Source organism: Nocardioides astragali (assembly GCF_024436375.1).
GTDB classification, from domain to species: Bacteria; Actinomycetota; Actinomycetes; order Propionibacteriales; family Nocardioidaceae; genus Nocardioides; species Nocardioides astragali.
In genome coordinates, this window is record NZ_JAFMZM010000007.1 from 240718 (window position 1) to 258194 (window position 17477).

Below are 17477 nucleotides of genomic sequence, written 5' to 3' on the forward strand. Positions count from 1 at the left end.
CGGATGACAGACCACCGGCCGGTCCCGGGCCGCCTGCGCGCGCCCCCACCCGGGTGGACCACCCGAGCCGACGTGGTCGTGGTGGGTTCCGGCATCGCCGGGCTGACCGCGGCCCTCCGGATCCACGCTGCCGCCCCGTCCCTCCACCTTCTGGTGGTCACCAAGGACGTGCTCGCGGCCGGCTCCACCCAGTGGGCCCAGGGCGGCATCGCCGCTGCACTCGGGCCCGAGGACACCCCCGAGCAGCACGAGCGCGACACCCTCGTCGCAGGTGCCGGGGTGTGCGACGTCGACGCGGTCCGGGGCCTGGTGACCGAGGGCGCCGAGGCGGTGCGGGAGCTGATCGCGCTCGGCACCCAGTTCGACCACCACCCCGACGGCGAGCTCTCGCTGACCCGCGAGGGCGGCCACCTGCGCGACCGCATCGCCCACGCCGGCGGCGACGCGACCGGCGCGGAGATCCAGCGGGCCCTCATCGCCGCCGTTGATCGCGCACCGGAGATCGAGGTCGTCCAGCACGCCCTGGCCGTCGACCTGCTCCTCGGCGACGACGGCGGGGTCGCGGGCCTGACGCTCCACGTCCTCGGCGAGGGGCAGCACGACGGTGTCGGAGCCGTGCACTGCCGTGCCGTGGTGCTCGCCTCCGGTGGCCTCGGTCAGGTGTTCAGCCAGTCCACCAACCCGAGCGTCTCGACCGGCGACGGCATGGCGGTCGCGCTGCGCGCCGGCGCGCGGCTCCGCGACCTCGAGTTCGTCCAGTTCCACCCCACCGTGATGTGGCTCGGACCCGAGTCCCAGGGCCAGCAGCCGCTCATCTCGGAGGCGGTGCGCGGCGAAGGCGCGTTCCTCGTCGACTTCGAGGGCAACCGCTTCATGCAGGGCCAGCACGAGCTCGCCGACCTGGCACCGCGCGACGTGGTCGCCAAGGCCATCACCCGCCGGATGCTCGAGACCGGGCACCCGCACATGTGGCTCGACGCCCGGCACCTGGGGCTGGACGCGAGCGGAGCGAGCCCCCTCGATGATCGAGGAGGTCGCGAAGCGACCGTCACGAGATTCTGGGAGCGTCGCTTCCCGACCATCCTCAAGGTCTGCCGCGAGCACGGCGTCGACCCGGTCACCGAGCTGATCCCGGTCGCGCCCGCCCAGCACTACGCCTCGGGTGGGGTCGCCACCGACCTGTGGGGACGTACGTCCGTGCCGGGGCTGTACGCGACCGGTGAGGTCGCCTGCTCCGGCGTCCACGGCGCCAACCGGCTGGCGTCCAACTCCCTGCTGGAGGGCCTGGTCTTCTCGCGGCGGATCGCCGACGTGCTGCCGGGCGAGCTCCGGGAGTGGGGCGAGCCAGCCGCCGACGAGCGTCCGGAGGGGCTCGTCTCGGGCGAGCGCCGCCGGTCCATGCAGGACGTGATGACGAGCCGGGTGGGCGTGCTCCGCCACGCGGAGGGGTTGGCGGAGGCGCTCGACTTCCTGGGCTCGCTGGAGCCGGGTGACGCGGAGGTCGGTCCCGCCGCCTGGGAGACCACCAACCTGCTCGCGATCAGCACCGCGCTCGCCGAGGCCGCCGCGCTCCGCACGGAGACCCGCGGGTCCCACTGGCGCGAGGACCACCCCGAGCGCGACGACACCAAGGCCGGCCACATCGACTCGTGGCTCGACGACGGAACCGTCCGGGTCGAGTGGACCTTCTCTCCCTCGACCGATCCCTCCACCGATCCCTCGACCGATCCCAGCGCCAGTGAGGTCCTGACATGACCAGCCTCGACGACGTACCAGTCGAGCTCCGAGACGAGCTGACCGCGGCCGGTCTCGACCTCGACCACCTGTGGGACACGATCCGCCGCGCCGCCGAGGAGGACCTGCCGGACAGGTCCGGGATCGACCCGACCAGCTGGGCCACCATCCCCGAGGACGCGACGGGCGAGGCCGTGTTCGCCGCCCGGGAGCCCGGTGTGGTCGCCGGCCTGGGTGTCGCGGCCGTCGTCTTCTACATGGTCGGGACCCAGGTGACCGATCGGCTACCCGACGGCACCCACGTGGCCGAGGGCGACGTCGTGATGCGGGTCTCCGGCCACACCCGTCAGCTCCTGGTGGCCGAGCGCACCGCCCTCAACCTGGCCTGCCACCTGTCCGGCATCGCCACCGCGACCGCGCGGTGGGTCGAGGCGCTGGACGGTTCGCCGACACGAGTGCTCGACACCCGCAAGACCCTGCCCGGCCTCCGCGCCCTCCAGAAGTACGCCGTCCGGTGCGGCGGAGGCGTCAACCACCGCACCAGCCTCCAGGACATGGCGATGGTGAAGGACAACCACGTCATCGCCGCCGGGGGAGTGCTCCCCGCCCTCGACGCCATCCGGAGCCGGTTCCCGGGGTTGCCGGTCGAGGTCGAGGTGACGAGCCTCGACCAGCTCGACGCGCTCCTGGCGCTGCCCGAGCCCCCGGAGCGGATCCTGCTCGACAACATGACCGACGAGCTGATGACCGAGGCCGTACGTCGTACGGCGGGGCGGGTGCCGCTGGAGGCCAGCGGCGGGATCACCCTCGAGCGAGCCGCCCGGATCGGGGCGACCGGCGTCGACTTCGTGTCCGTCGGGGCGCTGACCCACTCGGTGGTCGTCTTCGACATCGGCATGGACTTGGCCACCCCACGACGTTCTTCTCCTCCGCTTAGCTCCCCCGAACAACGCCGCGGGGACCCCGGACTCCGATGAAGGTGCAGTGATGACGCTCCTGGCCGCCGACATCGGCAACAGCCACACCTTCCTCGGCCTGCTCGACGGCGAGGAGGTCACCGCCCACTGGCGGGTCAACACCGACGAGCGCCGCACCGCCGACGAGTGGTCGGTGCTGCTCCGCGGCCTGCTCGACGACCGCGTCGACGACGTGGACGGCATCGCGGTGTGCGCCACCGTCCCCGCAGTCCTCCACGAGTGGCGCGAGATGCTCGAGCGCCACTTCGGTGACGTGCCTGCCATCGTGGTCGAGCCGGGCGTCCGCACCGGGATCTCGGTGCTGATGGACAACCCGCGCGAGGTCGGCTCGGACCGGATCGTCAACTCCCTGGCCGCCGCGACCCTGCACGGCGGCCCTGCGATCGTGGTGGACTTCGGCACCGCCACCACCTTCGACGTGGTCAATGCCTTGGGCCAGTACGTCGGCGGCGCGATCTCGCCCGGCATCGAGATCTCCCTCGAGGCGCTCGGGCGGCGCGGTGCCCAGCTGCGCAAGGTCGAGCTCGTCCGCCCGAGGTCGGTGATCGCCAAGAACACCGTCGAGGCCCTGCAGAGCGGAATGTTGTTCGGCGTCGCCGCCCAGGTCGAAGGCCTGGTCGCCCGGATGATCGCGGAGCTGGGAGTGCCGGAAGAGGACGTCACCGTCATTTCCACCGGCCATCTGGCGCCGCTGCTGGTGGACGACTGCGGGTGTTTCACCGTGCATTCTCCGTGGTTGACACTTCAAGGTTTGCGACTCGTCTTCGAACGCAATTCCTGACGTTTGTGAAGAGCGGTTGAATTCCTGCAAGAATGCGGTTACCCCCGAATCGCATCAAGCAAAGGAATTCGTCATGGCGCAAAAGGTCAGCATTCTCCTGGTGGACGACCTCGATGGCACCGAGGCCACCGAGACCGTCACGTTCGGCCTCGACGGAACGTCGTACGAGATCGACCTCAACGACGCCAACGCCGCCGCTCTCCGCGAGGCGTTGAGCGGCTATGTCGGCCACGCCCGCAAGGTCACCGGCGGGGGCCGGCGAGGCCGCAAGTCCGGCGGCGGCTCGTCGTCCAACACCAAGGACGTCCGCGAGTGGGCCAAGGCGCAGGGCATGGAGGTCTCCGAGCGGGGCCGCATCTCGGCCGACGTCCAGCAGGCCTACGACGCCGCCCACTGAGCCGGACGACGGTCGCACACGTGTCCGAGATGTTGCCCCGGGTGTGATGCCGGAGGGGCCGCAGCTCGGACACGTGTGCTGTTCGGGCCCTTGTGGACGTTCGCTGTGAGCGGACGGGCTCGTGTGTGGGGCAGGAACACGTAGGCTGATGTCGGGCGTTGAGCCCAGTGTCCGCATCCCGGCCGCCTGCGTCGGACCAGCGGACCACGCAGACGTAGAGGAGCGCACATGTTCGAGCGGTTCACCGACCGAGCCCGGCGAGTTGTCGTGCTGGCCCAGGAAGAGGCCCGCATGCTCTCCCACAACTACATCGGCACCGAGCACATCCTGCTCGGGCTGATCCACGAGGGCGAAGGCGTCGCTGCCAAGGCGCTGGAGTCCCTCGACATCTCCCTGGAGGCTGTGCGCGCCCAGGTCGAGGAGATCATCGGCCAGGGCCAGCAGGCCCCCTCGGGCCACATCCCGTTCACGCCGCGCGCCAAGAAGGTGCTCGAGCTCTCGCTGCGCGAGGCGCTCCAGCTCGGCCACTCCTACATCGGCACCGAGCACATCCTGCTCGGCCTGATCCGGGAGGGCGAGGGCGTCGCTGCCCAGGTCCTGCAGAAGCTCGGCGCCGACCTCAACCGGGTCCGCCAGCAGGTCATCCAGCTGCTCAGCGGGTTCCAGGGCAAGGAGTCGGCGGCGTCCGGCGCCCAGACGACCGGCTCCGGCGGCGAGGCGCCGTCCAGCTCGCTGGTGCTCGACCAGTTCGGCCAGAACCTCACCCAGGCCGCGCGCGAGGGCAAGCTCGACCCGGTCATCGGGCGTGAGCAGGAGATCGAGCGCGTCATGCAGATCCTGTCGCGCCGCACGAAGAACAACCCCGTCCTCATCGGCGAGCCCGGCGTCGGCAAGACCACCATCGTGGCCGGCCTCGCGCAGGACATCGTCAAGGGCAACGTGCCCGAGACGCTGAAGGACAAGCAGATCTACACGCTCGACCTCGGTGCCCTGGTCGCCGGCTCGCGCTACCGCGGTGACTTCGAGGAGCGCCTCAAGAAGGTGCTCAAGGAGATCCGCACCCGCGGCGACATCGTGCTGTTCATCGACGAGATCCACACCCTCGTCGGTGCCGGCGCGGCCGAGGGCGCGATCGACGCCGCCAGCATCCTCAAGCCGATGCTGGCCCGTGGCGAGCTGCAGACCATCGGTGCGACGACGCTCGACGAATACCGCAAGTACCTCGAGAAGGACGCCGCGCTCGAGCGCCGCTTCCAGCCGATCCAGGTGCAGGAGCCCTCGATCGCGCACACCATCGAGATGCTCAAGGGCCTGCGCGACCGCTACGAGGCGCACCACCGCGTCACCATCACCGACGAGGCCCTGGTCTCCGCGGCGACTCTGGCCGACCGCTACATCTCCGACCGGTTCCTGCCGGACAAGGCCATCGACCTCATCGACGAGGCCGGGTCGCGACTGCGTATCCGCCGGATGACCGCGCCGCCGGACCTGCGCGAGTACGACGAGAAGATCGGCGACGTGCGCCAGCGCAAGGAGGCCGCGATCGACGGGCAGGACTTCGAGGCCGCGGCCCGCCTGCGTGACGAGGAGAAGCAGCTCTCGGCCCGCCGTGCGGAGCGCGAGAAGCAGTGGCGTGCCGGTGACCTCGACGAGATCGCCGAGGTCGACGAGGAGCTGATCGCCGAGGTCCTGGCGGTCGCCACGGGCATCCCGATCGTCAAGCTGTCGGAGGAGGAGTCCACCCGTCTGCTCAAGATGGAGGACGAGCTCCACAAGCGCGTGATCGGCCAGGAGGAGGCGGTCAGGGCCCTCAGCCGCGCGATCCGTCGTACGCGTGCGGGTCTGAAGGACCCCAAGCGCCCCGGTGGGTCCTTCATCTTCGCCGGTCCGTCGGGTGTCGGAAAGACGTGGCTGTCCAAGACGCTCGCCGAATTCCTCTTCGGTGACGAGGACGCGCTCATCCAGCTCGACATGAGCGAATTCTCCGAGAAGCACACGGTGTCGCGGCTGTTCGGTTCGCCGCCCGGATATGTCGGTTACGAAGAGGGCGGCCAGCTCACCGAGAAGGTGCGCCGCAAGCCGTTCTCCGTGGTCCTTTTCGACGAGGTCGAGAAGGCCCACCCCGACATCTTCAACAGCCTGTTGCAGATTCTCGAGGAAGGTCGCCTGACCGATTCGCAGGGACGCGTGGTCGACTTCAAGAACACCGTCATCATCATGACCACCAACCTCGGCTCGCGTGACATCGCCAAGAGCGTCAACCTCGGCTTCGGAGCAGTCGGTGCCGATGCGGCCGGCTCCTACGAGCGGATGAAGAGCAAGGTCTCGGAGGAGCTCAAGCAGCACTTCCGCCCCGAGTTCCTCAACCGTGTCGACGAGATCGTCGTCTTCCCGCCGTTGTCGCAGGAGCAGATCGTGGCGATGGTCGACAACATGATCGCCGGTGTCGAGCTCCGCATGAAGGACCGCGACATGTCGCTGGAGCTCACCCATGGCGCGAAGGCCCTGCTGGCCGAGCGCGGCTTCGACCCGGTGCTCGGTGCGCGCCCGCTGCGCCGGACGATCCAGCGCGAGATCGAGGACGTGCTCGCCGAGAAGATGCTCTTCGGCGAGGTCGGCCCCGGCCAGATCGTGCTGGTGGACGTCGAGGGCGAAGGCCCGACGGCGACCTTCACCTTCAGGGGCCAGAAGAACTCGACGGTGCCCGACATGCCTCCGCTGGAGACGGTGGACGCCGAGGGCACTCCCGTCGTCGGTCCCGACGACTCCGAGGGTCCGACCGACGTCCCCAAGGCCAACGAGGCCTGACCTGCAACCCCCGGCTCGGCGCTCCCGCACACGCGGGGGCGCCGAGTTGTTGGTTGTGCGTCAGCTCGGCAGCGCGTAGGCGAGGACCTCGTCCAGCTCGCTGCCGATCGCGACGAGCAGGCCGTCGGCGACCAGGCCGGCCAGGCAGCGTTGCCGCTGCTCGGCCACGGGCCAGGCGCCCTCGATCCGCCCCAGGGGCACCGAGCCGTCGGTCTCGCGCGCCAGTGCCATGATGCGGCCCCGGCACTGGCGGTCGGTGCCGGCCCAGGCCTGACCCCGGCGTGGTGGCCCGTCGTACGCCGGGAAGCCGGCGCGACGCCACGCGCACAACCCGGCGACCGGGCAGGCGTCGCAGGACGGCTGGCGTGCCGTGCAGACCAGGGCCCCGAGCTCCATCGTCGCGACCGCCCACGTCGCGGCGGTGGCGGGGTCGACCGGGAGCAGTGACGTCGCCACGTCCCGCTCGACGCGCGTGACCGCCGGCGACGGGAGCTCCGCACCCGAGACGACGCGAGTGAGCACCCGGCGGACGTTGGTGTCGAGGACCACGTGCCGCTCCCCGAAGGCGAAGCTGGCGATGGCCGATGCCGTGTAGTCACCGACGCCGGGCAGGGCGAGGAGGTCGTCGTACGACGCGGGCACCTCGCCGCCGTGGCGCTCCGCGATCGCGACGGCCGCGGCGTGGAGGCGCAGCGCGCGGCGTGGGTAGCCCAGCCGGCCCCACATCCGCACCGCCTCGCCGGTCGGCTCCGCGGCGAGGGCGGTCGGGGTCGGCCACCGTTCGAGCCAGGTGCCGTGCACGGGCAGCACCCGCGCGACGGGAGTCTGCTGCAGCATGAACTCGCTGACCATCACCGACCACGCGGTGGCCTCGACGCCCCGCCACGGGAGGTCCCGCGCGTGGTCGTCGTACCAGTCGAGCACGGCCGCGTGCAGCGCGCTGGGGAAGGGGGCGTCCATCGCGACGATCGTAGGTGAGCCGGTGCGCCTCCGCCGAGACGGGCCGGTTGCTACCTAACCTGACCCCATGCCGTCGACCGTGCGACCCCGCGGGCCGCTTCCGGCCCGGGTCTACTGGACCCGACGACTCGTCGTGCTCGGCATCCCGCTGCTGCTCGTCATCGTGCTGGCGCGTGTCCTCGGCGGTTCCTCCGACGGCAAGGACGCCGGGACCCCCACGGCAGCACGGGCCGGCGCCACCATCGACCAGACGTCGCAGGCGCCCACGTTCGGCCCGACCGCCGAGGTGAAGACCGGTAAGAAGCGCAAGTCGCGGCAGCAGGAGACGACGCCGCCCGAGCCCGTCCTGGCCGAGCCCACCGGTCCCTGCACCGACTCCGACATCGTCGCCACGCCGGCCATCACCTCGGCGGTCGGCGGATCGGACGTCCCGATCACCGTCAACCTCCGCACCGGGGTCACGGAGGCGTGCACCTGGCAGGTCTCCCCGCAGACGCTGACCTTGACCATCACCAGCGGCAGCGACTTCATCTGGAGCACCCGCGAGTGCCCCCAGGCCATCCCGGTCCAGGACGTGGTCGTCCGGCAAGCCGTCGACACGCCCGTCGTGGTCACCTGGGCCGAAGGCAAGCGCTCAGATGAGAGCTGCTCGGGCCTGGCGGGTTGGGCGAGGCCGGGCTTCTACCACGTGCAGGCGGCTGCCCTCGGCGGCAACGAGACCGACGTCCAGTTCGAGCTGGTCGCGCCGACGGCGCCCGTGATCACCAAGACCGCGGACCCGCAGCAGGGTGGCAAGAAGAACAAGAACGGCGAGACGTCCCACACTCCCGGTGAGGACGGCGGGGGCAACTCCGCCGGCTGACGCCTATATGTAGCGCTCGGTGATGCTCGACTCCGCGAGCCGGGAGAGTCCCTCGCGCACGCTCCGCGCGCGCAGCTCGCCGACGCCCTCGACGGCCTGGAGGTCGTCGATGCCGGCGGAGAGCAGCTGCTGGAGTCCGCCGAAGTGGTCGACCAAGCGGTCGACGACCGCGGCCGGAAGGCGCGGGACCTTGGCCAGGAGCCGGTAGCCGCGGGGGGCGACAGCGGCGTCGAGGTGCTCCGCGCCGCCGAGTCCGATGGTCCTCGCGACCGCAGCGGGGTCGACGAGCTCGGTGGGGGACAGGCCCTCGAGCTCGGCGAGGTGCGACTCGGGGCTGGCGTGGCGTCGCCGGCCGCCGGGGAGGTAGTCGCGGACGACCAGCTCGCGCTCGGCGTCGACCCCGGTCACCAGCTCCTCGAGCTGGAGCGACAGGAGACGACCGTCGGTGCCGAGCTCGAGGACGTAGTCCTCGATCTCCCGCGCGATGCGGATGACCATCTCCAGGCGCTGGGCGACCACGGCCACGTCACGCACGGTGACGAGGTCCTCGATCTCGAGGGCCGACAGCGTCGCGGACACCTCGTCGAGGCGGAGCTTGTAGCGCTCGAGGGTGGCCAGGGCCTGGTTGGCGCGCGACAGGATCTTGCCGGAGTCCTCCAGCACGTGGCGGATGTCGCCGACGTAGGCGGCGATGATCTGCATCGACTGCGAGACGGAGATGACGGGGTGCCCGGTCTGCTTGGCGACCCGCTCCGCCGTACGGTGCCGGGTGCCGGTCTCCTCCGACGGAATGGTGTGATCGGGCATCAGGTGGACCGCGGCCCGGTGCACCCGGGTGATGTCCTTGTCGAGGATGATCGCGCCGTCCATCTTGGCCAGCTCGCGCAGGCCGGTGGCGGTGAAGGGCACGTCGAGGGTGAAGCCGCCGGTCGAGATCGAGTCGACGGTCTTGTCCTGCCCCAGCACGATCAGTGCGCCGGTGCGGCCACGGAGGATCCGCTCGAGGCCGTCGCGCAGCGGCATGCCCGGGGCGATGGACGCCAGGGTGGCGCGCAGCCGGAGCTGGTCGTCGCTGCGCTCTGCCACCGGTCCTCCACGTGCATCTCTCAGGGCGCCCCCGTGCGCCGTCGGGTGAAGTGTAGGGGCGTGGAGGTCTGTGACGTGACTTTCAGGCGGGCGGCGTGAGCTCGAGCGTGAGCAGGGCGCCGAACACGTCGTCGACCTCCACCACCCGCAGACCGTCAACGGTCCGGCGTGTGGGGATGCCGCGCTCGCGCCCAACGGCGCGGTCGCGCGGGACGACGGCGACCTTGAACCCCTGTCGAGCAGCCTCGGCGATGCGCTGGGGAAGGTCGCGGACCCGGCGCAGCTCGCCGGCCAACCCGATCTCGCCGATCGCGACGGCACCACGCGGCGGCGGCACCCCGAGGTGGGAGCTGGCCACGGCGACCGCGACGGCCAGGTCGGCGGCCGGGTCGTGCAGCTTGGCGCCACCGACGGTCGCGACGAAGACGTCGCTGCCGGCGATGCGCAAGCGGGCATGGCGCTGGAGGACCGCCAGGGCCATGTCGACGCGGGAGGACTCCACGCCCGAGACGGTGCGCCGCGGCCGCTCCAGCGGCGAGGGCGTCAGGAGGGCCTGGACCTCGGCGAGCAGCGGGCGGCGTCCCTCCATCGTCACCGCGACGCACGTGCCGGACACGTCCTGCGTGTGGTGCTCGACGAACAGCCCGGTGGGGTCGGTGACGGCCAGGATCCCCTCGGACGACAGGTCGAAGCACCCGACCTCGTCGACCGGGCCGTAGCGGTTCTTCATCGCCCGGACCATCCGGAAGCGGGAGTTGCGGTCGCCCTCGAAGTGGAGGACGACGTCGACGAGGTGCTCGAGCACGCGCGGTCCGGCGATGGAGCCGTCCTTGGTCACGTGGCCCACGATCATCGTGGTGATGTTGCGGGTCTTGGCGACCCGGATGAGCGCGGCGGCGACCTCCTTGACCTGGGTGACGCCCCCGGGCACGCCGTCGATCCCGGAGGCACCGATGGCCTGGACCGAGTCGACCACCAGCAGGCTCGGGCGTACGTCCTCGATGTGGGTCAGCACCGCACCGAGGTCGGTCTCGGCGGCGAGGAACAGCTCGTCGTGGACTCCGCCCGTGCGGTCGGCACGCAGCCGCACCTGGGCCGCCGACTCCTCGCCGGTGACGTAGAGGGTGCGCTGGCGCGTGCGGGCGGTCTGCGCCGCGACCTCCAGCAGGAGCGTGCTCTTGCCGACGCCGGGCTCCCCGGCCAGCAGGATCGCCGCACCGGGGACGAGCCCGCCGCCCAGGACCCGGTCGAGCTCCGGCACGCCGCTGGAGCGGGCGACCGACTCGGTGATCGCGACCTGGCCGATCGGGACCGCGGGGGTCGACACCGGCCCGGCCGTGGCCCGCATCGTCGGCGCGCCGGCCTCGGCGACCGAGCCCCAGGCCTGGCACTCGCCGCAGCGACCGACCCACTTGCCCGTCTCCCACCCGCACTCGGAGCAGCGGTAGGTGGAGCGGATCTTCTGTCGGGACTGCGCCTTGGTCGACATGGACGCCACGCTAGGTCAGGGCACCGACAGGACGGCCTCGCGCCGCGCGGGGACCACCACCGCTGGTCTGGGCCACCTCTCCACAGCGCGCCGCGCCGACCTGTGGACCAGGCGCGAGATCTGTGGACAAGAGGGTCCGTTGCTGGGGATGGGAGCCCGCTTCTGGTGGACGAACCCGTGGACAGGAAAACCGTGTCAGGAAGGCCTTGCGCGACCCCGTCCGGACCCCGTAGAACTTCTCCCACGCCGCCCCGCAAGGGGAGGCGGGATGGCTCGGAGACGAGGATCCATCCGGGCAGGTCGCTTCGGCGAGCTGCCCGCCGCGACTGGGTGACGCAGGCGCGGGGATCGTCGGCGAAGAGACGTCGACCGGAGGTCGTCACACGATCCGGTCACCCGAAGGGCCCTTGCGACTCATACTCGCAAGGGCCCTTCACCTGTTTCCCACCCCTTCGTGCGGGCGTGTGCCCCGGTGGCCAGGGCTTATGCTGACGATCATTGGATCGATCAAGGGGGAGGCGGCATGGGGCGCAGCGACCACCGACCGGGCAGCCAGCTGCCGGTCACCCCGACGACCCTCGCCGACGTCGCCGAGCGCGCCGGCGTCTCGCGCCAGACGGTCTCCAACGCGGTCAACAACCCCGACCTTCTCCGCCCCGACACCCTCGAGCGGGTCCGGCAGACGATCGCCGAGCTGGGCTACTCGCCCAACCGCGCGGCACGCAACCTCCGCACCCGTACGTCGTCCCTGATCGGGCTGCGGTTCACCCCGGCCCAGGAGGGCACGGCCAACGCGATGATGGACCGCTTCGTCCACTCGCTGGTGGAGGCGAGCGCGGAGGCCGGCTACCACGTGCTGCTCTTCCCCAGTGACGACGAGGACCCGGTCGGCGGCTACGACAACCTGCTGCGCTCGACCGCGGTGGACGCCTTCGTCGTCACCGACACCTACCTCGGCAACCCTCAGGCGGCCTGGCTGAGCCAGCAGCGGGCGCCCTTCGTGGCGTTCGGCCGGCCCTGGGACGACGACGAGGCCCGCCACGTCTGGGTCGACGTCGACGGCGCCGCAGGCATGCGGCTCGCCACCCAGCACCTCATCGACCGCGGCCACACCCGCATCGCCTGGATCGGCTGGCGCAAGGACTCCCCGATCGGCGAGGACCGCCGCTCGGGCTGGCTCTCGACCATGCACGCCAACGGCCTTTCCACCACCGGCCTGGCGTCCCGGGTCGAGGACGTCGTGCACAGCGGTGCGGAGGCCGCCGCGGTGCTGCTCGACGAGTCCGAGCCGACCGCGTTCCTCTGCGCCTCCGACACCCTGGCGATGGGCGTGCTCCACACGTTGTGGATCCGCCAGCTCGCCCCTGGCCGTGACATCGCGGTGGTCGGCTTCGACGACTCCCAGGTGGCGCAGGTCTACCCGGTCGGCCTGACGTCCGTGCGCCAGCCGCTCGAGGACGTGGCGGTGGAGATCGTCCGTTCCCTGCGCGCGTTGCTGTCGCACCAGCCCGTCGAGAGCCGCGGGGTCCTGCTGGAGCCGACCCTGGCCATCCGAGAGTCCAGCTAGCCGCGAGTCCAGCTAGGCCCCTCCCACGAGCTAGAACTCCCGCCACCACAGGTTGACGGCGTAGTCGACCTCGGTGCCGGAGTGCGAGGCGAGCGCCTCCTCGGCGGCGGTCGGCGGCAGCTCGATCCGCACCACCGCCTCGAGGTCCTCCCGCGTGCCGAACGACCAGCCCATCTCGATCGGCCGGCGGCGCCAGCCATGCATCGACCAGAACGTCTCGACCGCGACCGGGTCGACGTCGGGGAAGCCGCGGCGGAACCAGCGCCCGAAGGTGGAGCGGGTCGCGTCGTTGTCGATCACGAACGCCGTGCCGCCGCGGCGCACCACCCGGTCGAGCTCACGCAGCCCCGGCTCGCTGCCCGGCCCGAAGAAGTACGCCCACCGCGCGTGCGCCACGTCGACCGACGCGTCGGGCACCGGCAGTGACTCGGCCGTCCCATCGAGGACCGCGACGTGGTCGAGCGACCTCGTACGACGACGCGCGAGCGCGGCCAGCGGGGGGTGGGGCTCCACCCCGATCACGCGCTCCGCCGACTCGACCCACAGGGGGAGGTGGAAGCCGCTGCCGCAGCCGATGTCGAGGACCGTGCGACCGGTCCAGTCGGCGATGTCGCGCATCGCGGCCGCGATCCGGCCGTGCGGGTCGGCGGCCCGGTTCTCGAGCTCGTACAGCTCGGGGGTGTTCCAGATGTTGGGGGAGGGGCGTGGCTTCAAGCTCAGATGCGCACGAGGCCGCGAGGCGTCTGGAGCTGGACCGCGACGATGCCGGGGGTGCCGTTGGGGGCGACCCACTCCACCTTCACGTCCTCCAGCGGCGCCTCGACGGTCTCGCCCAGCCACTCGCTGACGCGCTGTGGGTCGCCGGCGATCTCCAGGCAGGCCAGGGAGTAGTCACCGTTGGCGCCGTTGCTCGGGTGGAGCTCGGCCGGGGAGTCCCACTGGATGAAGAAGGGCAGCTGCGGGTCGGAGATCAGGCCGTGGATGCCGATCTGCTTCCACAACAGCTCGGTGCCGTCCGGGCGGTGGCGGTTGCCCTTGGCGGCCTCACGGCCCAGCCGTGCCTCGAAGGGGGCGAGGTCGTCCACCGACACGACCCAGCCCATCCAGCCGCCGCCGAGGGCGGACCTGGCGCGCACGGCCTGGCCGAAGGGGGCCTTGTCGCTCGCCGGGTGGTCGAGCACCTCGACGATCTCCATGTAGGTGTTGCCCGCAAGGGGCAGGATCCGGTTGCGGGTGCCGAAGCGAGGGTGCACCCCGCCGTCGACGAACTCGGTGCCGAGCAGCCCCCCGATGCGCTGGGCGGTGCTGGCAAGTCCATCAGGTCCGGCGGCGAAGCTGACGTGGTCCAGGCGCATGCAGAGATTCTGGGCCTGCTCCTCCGGGACGTTGACACCGGGGTCGGGTTTTCTTGATGTCGAGCCATCCGACACCGAGCCGCTGCGGCTCGTCAGCGTGGATCGGCCGGGTGCAGCGCGAGCGCCGAGCGGGATCGGACGTGCGCCTCGCAGTGGCGGACCAGCTCGGCGTACCCCTCCGGCCCCATCAGCTCCACGAGCTCGGGCTCGTGGGTGACGTAGACCGGCTCGAGGGCCACGTGCGCCTCGGTGTTGCCCGAGCAGTACCAGTCCAGGTCGTGACCGCCGGGGCCCCAGCCGCGCCGGTCGTACTCGCCGATCGACACCTCGGTGTACGACGCCCCGTCCTGCTGCTCGACGGTGCGGTACTGGCGGCGGATCGGCAGCTGCCAGCACACGTCAGGCTTGGTCTCGAGCGGGTTGCGGCCCTGTCGCAGCGCGAGGCCGTGCAACGCGCAGCCCGCGCCGCCGGGGCCCCCGGAGGGGGCGAAGTCCGTGCGGTTGTGGAACACGCACGCCTGCTGGCCGTCGTACTCGATCGCCAGGGTCTTGCGCTCGCCGTCGTCGTCGGTCTCGATCCAGTCGGACTTCTTGACCGCCCGTCGGGGGTGCATCTGCCAGTCGTCGGGCGTGAGCTGGGCGACGAAGCCGGCGACCCGCCGCTCGTCGTCCCGGTCGGCGAAGTGCGCGCCGAGCGTGCAGCAGCCGACGTCGGGGGCGTCGGCGTAGATCCCCTGGCAGCCCTGGCCGAAGATGCACATGTAGGCCGAGGTCAGCCACGTGAGGTCGCAGCGGAACACCTGGCTCTCGTCGGCGGGGTCGGCGAACTCGACGAACGCTCGGGGGAAGACCAGGTCCACTTCAGGCACCCCACAACCCTAGAGCGCACCCCCTGACCCGAGCCTGCTGCGCGCCGCCCGGCACGCACGCTTGCTGCGTTGTCGTCAGTCGCCATGGCTCCGCCATGTCTCCCTCCTCCGCCTTGCCATCGCACGCGCCGGACGCCGCTCGCGACGGCACGGCCCAGCGGGCCCGCTCTAGTAGCGTGGCGGGCATGCGCCTGGGCGTCCTCGACATCGGATCCAACACCGGCCACCTGCTGGTGGTGGACGCGCACGGTGGCGCCGCGCCGCTCCCCGCCTCCTCGCACAAGCAGCCCCTGCGCCTGGCCGAGCACCTGGACGAGGAGGGCGCGGTCACCAAGAAGGGCATCAAGGCCCTCACCGACTTCTGCGCCACGGCCACCGAGATCGCCGAGGACAAGGGCTGCGAGGAGATGCTGGGCTTCGCGACGTCGGCCGTGCGTGACGCGGTCAACTCCCACGAGGTCCTGGCCCACGTCGAGGAGCACACCGGCGTCGAGCTGGAGGTGCTCTCCGGTGAGGACGAGGCGCGGCTGACCTTCCTGGCCGTACGCCGCTGGTTCGGCTGGTCGGCCGGCCGGCTGGCGGTGTTCGACATCGGCGGCGGCTCGCTCGAGATCGCGGCGGGCACCGACGAGGCGCCCGACGTGGCGTGGTCGCTCCCCCTCGGGGCCGCCCGGATGGCTCGCCTGTGGTTCGACGGCGGTCAGCCCGGTGAGGCCGAGATCCGAGAGCTGCGCAAGCAGATCCGCGCCGAGATCGCCCGCGACGCCGGCCACCTGCTGCGTCCCGGCGTGCCCGACCGGGCCGCGGCCACGTCGAAGACCTTCCGCTCGCTGGCGCGCATCTGCGGCGCGGCGCCGAGCGGCGACGGGCCTCTGGTGCCGCGGGTGCTCGAGCTCGAGGCGCTGTCCGACTGGATCCCCAAGCTGATGGCGCTCTCCGCCGACGAGCTCGCCGCGCTCCCGGGCGTCTCGCCGAGTCGTACGCACCAGATCGTGCCGGGCGCGCTGGTGGCCGAGGCGTGCATGGACATCTTCGACCTGGGGGCCCTGGAGGTCTGCCCCTGGGCGCTGCGCGAGGGCGTGATCCTCGAGCGCCTCGACCAGATCTCGGTCGTCACGAGGCTGGGCTGAGCCATGTCCCCCTCCGCGACCCCGAAGATCGCCCTCTCCACCGCCTCGGTCTACCCCGAGTCGACGGCCCACGGCTTCGGCTGGGCCTCGTCGCTGGGCTACGACGCGGTCGAGGTGATGGTGGGCATCGACGCGCTGAGCCAGCAGGTCGACGCTGTCAAGAAGCTCAGCGACCACCACGGGGTCCCCGTCTGCGCGGTCCATGCGCCCTGCCTGCTCTTCACCCAGCGGGTGTGGGGCACCGAGCCCTGGGGCAAGCTCGAGAGGTCGGCCGAGATGGCTGATGCGGTCGGCGCAGACGTCGTCGTCGTGCACCCGCCGTTCAGGTGGCAGCGGGACTACGCCGCCGGCTTCGTCGAGGGGATCGCCTCCCTGGAGGCCCGCACCGGTATCGCCTTCGCGGTCGAGAACATGTATCCGTGGCGGGCGTCCTCGCGTCGCGCGATGGAGATGTACGTCCCCGGCTGGGACCCCAGCACCGAGGACTACGCCAACACCACCATCGACCTCTCCCACGCCGCGATCGCCCGCAGCGACGTCATCGAGATGGCCCAGCGGATGGGCGAGCGACTGCGTCACATCCACCTCACGGACGGGACCGGGTCGGCCAAGGACGAGCACCTCGTGCCGGGGCGGGGGGTGATGCGGGCGGGCGAGTTCCTGCACCACCTCGCCCGCACCGACTTCTCCGGTCACGTGGTGCTGGAGATCAACACCCGCCGGTGCGCCAACCGTGCCGAGCGCGAGGCGGACCTGCGCGAGTCACTCGAGTTCGCCCGCGCCCACCTGGCGGTGACCACCCCGTGAGCAGGCCGTGGCCGCGCGCGTGACCCGGGGCCGGCGCCCGGGTGCCCCGGACACCCGGGCCGAGGTGCTGGCCGCAGCGCGGGCGTCGTTCGGAGAGAAGGGCTTCCGCGGTACGACGATCCGTGGCGTGGCGTCGGCGGCCGGCGTCGACCCCGCCCTGGTGCACCACTACTTCGGCACCAAGGACGACCTCTTCATCGCCGCCCTGCAGATCCCGGTGGACCCGCGCGAGGTGATGGCCCCGGTCGTGGCGGCCGGCCCCGACGGCGCCGGGGAGCGGCTCCTGCGGACCTTCCTCGGGGTCTGGGACGACCCCGAGGTCCAGCCCGGCCTGCTGGCGGTGGCTCGATCGATGATGTCCGACGACACGGCGGGGCTCGTGCGCGATGCGTTCCTCCCCGTCGTGGTGGGCCCGGTGCTCGCCGCGCTGGTGCGGGACCGGCCCGAGGTGCGGATCCCCCTCGTGGCGAGCCAGGTGGTCGGCATCATCGTGGCGCGCTACGTCGTCGCGTTCCCGGCCATGGCGCAGATGCCCGCCGAGGACCTCGTCGCGCGGATCGGTCCGGTGCTGCAGCACTACCTGACCGGCGACCTGCCCTGACCCTCCCCGGACCTGGGCATCGGCAGTTCTACCGATGCGCGCTGGGCGTGCGAC

Annotated in this window: 16 protein-coding genes; 10 read left to right on the plus strand and 6 right to left on the minus strand. The window is 71.5% G+C overall.

Annotated features, from left to right (window positions below):
* Positions 1–3: 3 nt before the first annotated feature.
* The 5 genes from J3P44_RS22965 to J3P44_RS22985 all read left to right on the plus strand — a co-directional run bounded on the left by J3P44_RS22965 (position 4) and on the right by J3P44_RS22985 (position 6697).
* Positions 4–1755: an L-aspartate oxidase gene (locus J3P44_RS22965; RefSeq protein WP_255892833.1), complete on the plus strand. Its 1752-nt coding sequence runs from the start codon at positions 4–6 to the stop codon at positions 1753–1755.
* Complete coding sequence (nadC, locus tag J3P44_RS22970) at positions 1752–2711, plus strand: carboxylating nicotinate-nucleotide diphosphorylase (RefSeq protein ID WP_255892834.1); 960 nt, start codon at positions 1752–1754, stop codon at positions 2709–2711. The genes J3P44_RS22965 and nadC overlap by 4 nt, the downstream gene beginning before the upstream one ends.
* A gap of 10 nt (positions 2712–2721) precedes the next feature.
* The gene (locus J3P44_RS22975; RefSeq protein WP_255892835.1) at positions 2722–3492 is read left to right on the plus strand and encodes a type III pantothenate kinase; all 771 of its coding nucleotides are present in this window, start codon (positions 2722–2724) and stop codon (positions 3490–3492) included.
* Positions 3493–3565: 73 nt separating this feature from the next.
* Positions 3566–3889 carry a histone-like nucleoid-structuring protein Lsr2 gene (locus tag J3P44_RS22980; protein WP_255892836.1) on the plus strand — a complete coding sequence of 108 codons (324 nt, stop codon included), beginning with the start codon at positions 3566–3568 and terminating at the stop codon, positions 3887–3889.
* Between the two features lie 228 nt (positions 3890–4117).
* The gene (locus J3P44_RS22985) at positions 4118–6697 is read left to right on the plus strand and encodes an ATP-dependent Clp protease ATP-binding subunit (protein ID WP_255892837.1); all 2580 of its coding nucleotides are present in this window, start codon (positions 4118–4120) and stop codon (positions 6695–6697) included.
* 60 nt (positions 6698–6757) lie between these two features.
* Here J3P44_RS22985 and J3P44_RS22990 read toward each other — a convergent pair whose 3' ends face one another.
* Entirely contained in the window at positions 6758–7657 is a 900-nt protein-coding gene (locus J3P44_RS22990) for an iron-sulfur binding domain-containing protein (protein ID WP_255892838.1), read from the minus strand.
* Positions 7658–7724: 67 nt separating this feature from the next.
* On the opposite strand from J3P44_RS22990, the gene J3P44_RS22995 reads away from it, so the two are divergent.
* Positions 7725–8519: a hypothetical protein gene (locus J3P44_RS22995; RefSeq protein WP_255892839.1), complete on the plus strand. Its 795-nt coding sequence runs from the start codon at positions 7725–7727 to the stop codon at positions 8517–8519.
* Positions 8520–8522: 3 nt separating this feature from the next.
* Here J3P44_RS22995 and disA read toward each other — a convergent pair whose 3' ends face one another.
* Both disA and radA read right to left on the minus strand, forming a co-directional pair.
* Positions 8523–9605 (minus strand): DNA integrity scanning diadenylate cyclase DisA, encoded by a 1083-nt coding sequence (disA, locus tag J3P44_RS23000; RefSeq protein ID WP_255892840.1) that lies wholly within the window; start codon positions 9603–9605, stop codon positions 8523–8525.
* 82 nt (positions 9606–9687) lie between these two features.
* Positions 9688–11094, minus strand: coding sequence for a DNA repair protein RadA (radA, locus tag J3P44_RS23005; protein ID WP_255892841.1), 1407 nt, complete (start codon positions 11092–11094; stop codon positions 9688–9690).
* Positions 11095–11617: 523 nt separating this feature from the next.
* Between radA and J3P44_RS23010 the strand changes: the two genes are divergently transcribed.
* Positions 11618–12661 carry a LacI family DNA-binding transcriptional regulator gene (locus tag J3P44_RS23010; RefSeq protein WP_255892842.1) on the plus strand — a complete coding sequence of 348 codons (1044 nt, stop codon included), beginning with the start codon at positions 11618–11620 and terminating at the stop codon, positions 12659–12661.
* Between the two features lie 30 nt (positions 12662–12691).
* Here J3P44_RS23010 and J3P44_RS23015 read toward each other — a convergent pair whose 3' ends face one another.
* From J3P44_RS23015 to J3P44_RS23025, 3 genes are all read right to left on the minus strand, one after another.
* Positions 12692–13375: a class I SAM-dependent methyltransferase gene (locus J3P44_RS23015; protein WP_255892843.1), complete on the minus strand. Its 684-nt coding sequence runs from the start codon at positions 13373–13375 to the stop codon at positions 12692–12694.
* 2 nt (positions 13376–13377) lie between these two features.
* Positions 13378–14016, minus strand: coding sequence for a VOC family protein (locus J3P44_RS23020; RefSeq protein ID WP_255892844.1), 639 nt, complete (start codon positions 14014–14016; stop codon positions 13378–13380).
* 92 nt (positions 14017–14108) lie between these two features.
* The gene (locus J3P44_RS23025; RefSeq protein WP_255892845.1) at positions 14109–14885 is read right to left on the minus strand and encodes a DUF3109 family protein; all 777 of its coding nucleotides are present in this window, start codon (positions 14883–14885) and stop codon (positions 14109–14111) included.
* A 185-nt stretch (positions 14886–15070) separates the two neighbouring features.
* Here J3P44_RS23025 and J3P44_RS23030 point away from each other — a divergent pair, with 185 nt between their 5' ends.
* The 3 genes from J3P44_RS23030 to J3P44_RS23040 are packed head-to-tail and all read left to right on the plus strand — an operon-like array spanning position 15071 to position 17423.
* Positions 15071–16015, plus strand: coding sequence for a Ppx/GppA family phosphatase (locus J3P44_RS23030; protein ID WP_255892846.1), 945 nt, complete (start codon positions 15071–15073; stop codon positions 16013–16015).
* Between the two features lie 3 nt (positions 16016–16018).
* Positions 16019–16822 carry a sugar phosphate isomerase/epimerase family protein gene (locus J3P44_RS23035; protein ID WP_255892847.1) on the plus strand — a complete coding sequence of 268 codons (804 nt, stop codon included), beginning with the start codon at positions 16019–16021 and terminating at the stop codon, positions 16820–16822.
* Positions 16823–16829: 7 nt separating this feature from the next.
* Positions 16830–17423, plus strand: coding sequence for a TetR/AcrR family transcriptional regulator (locus J3P44_RS23040; protein ID WP_255892848.1), 594 nt, complete (start codon positions 16830–16832; stop codon positions 17421–17423).
* Positions 17424–17477 lie beyond the last annotated feature (54 nt).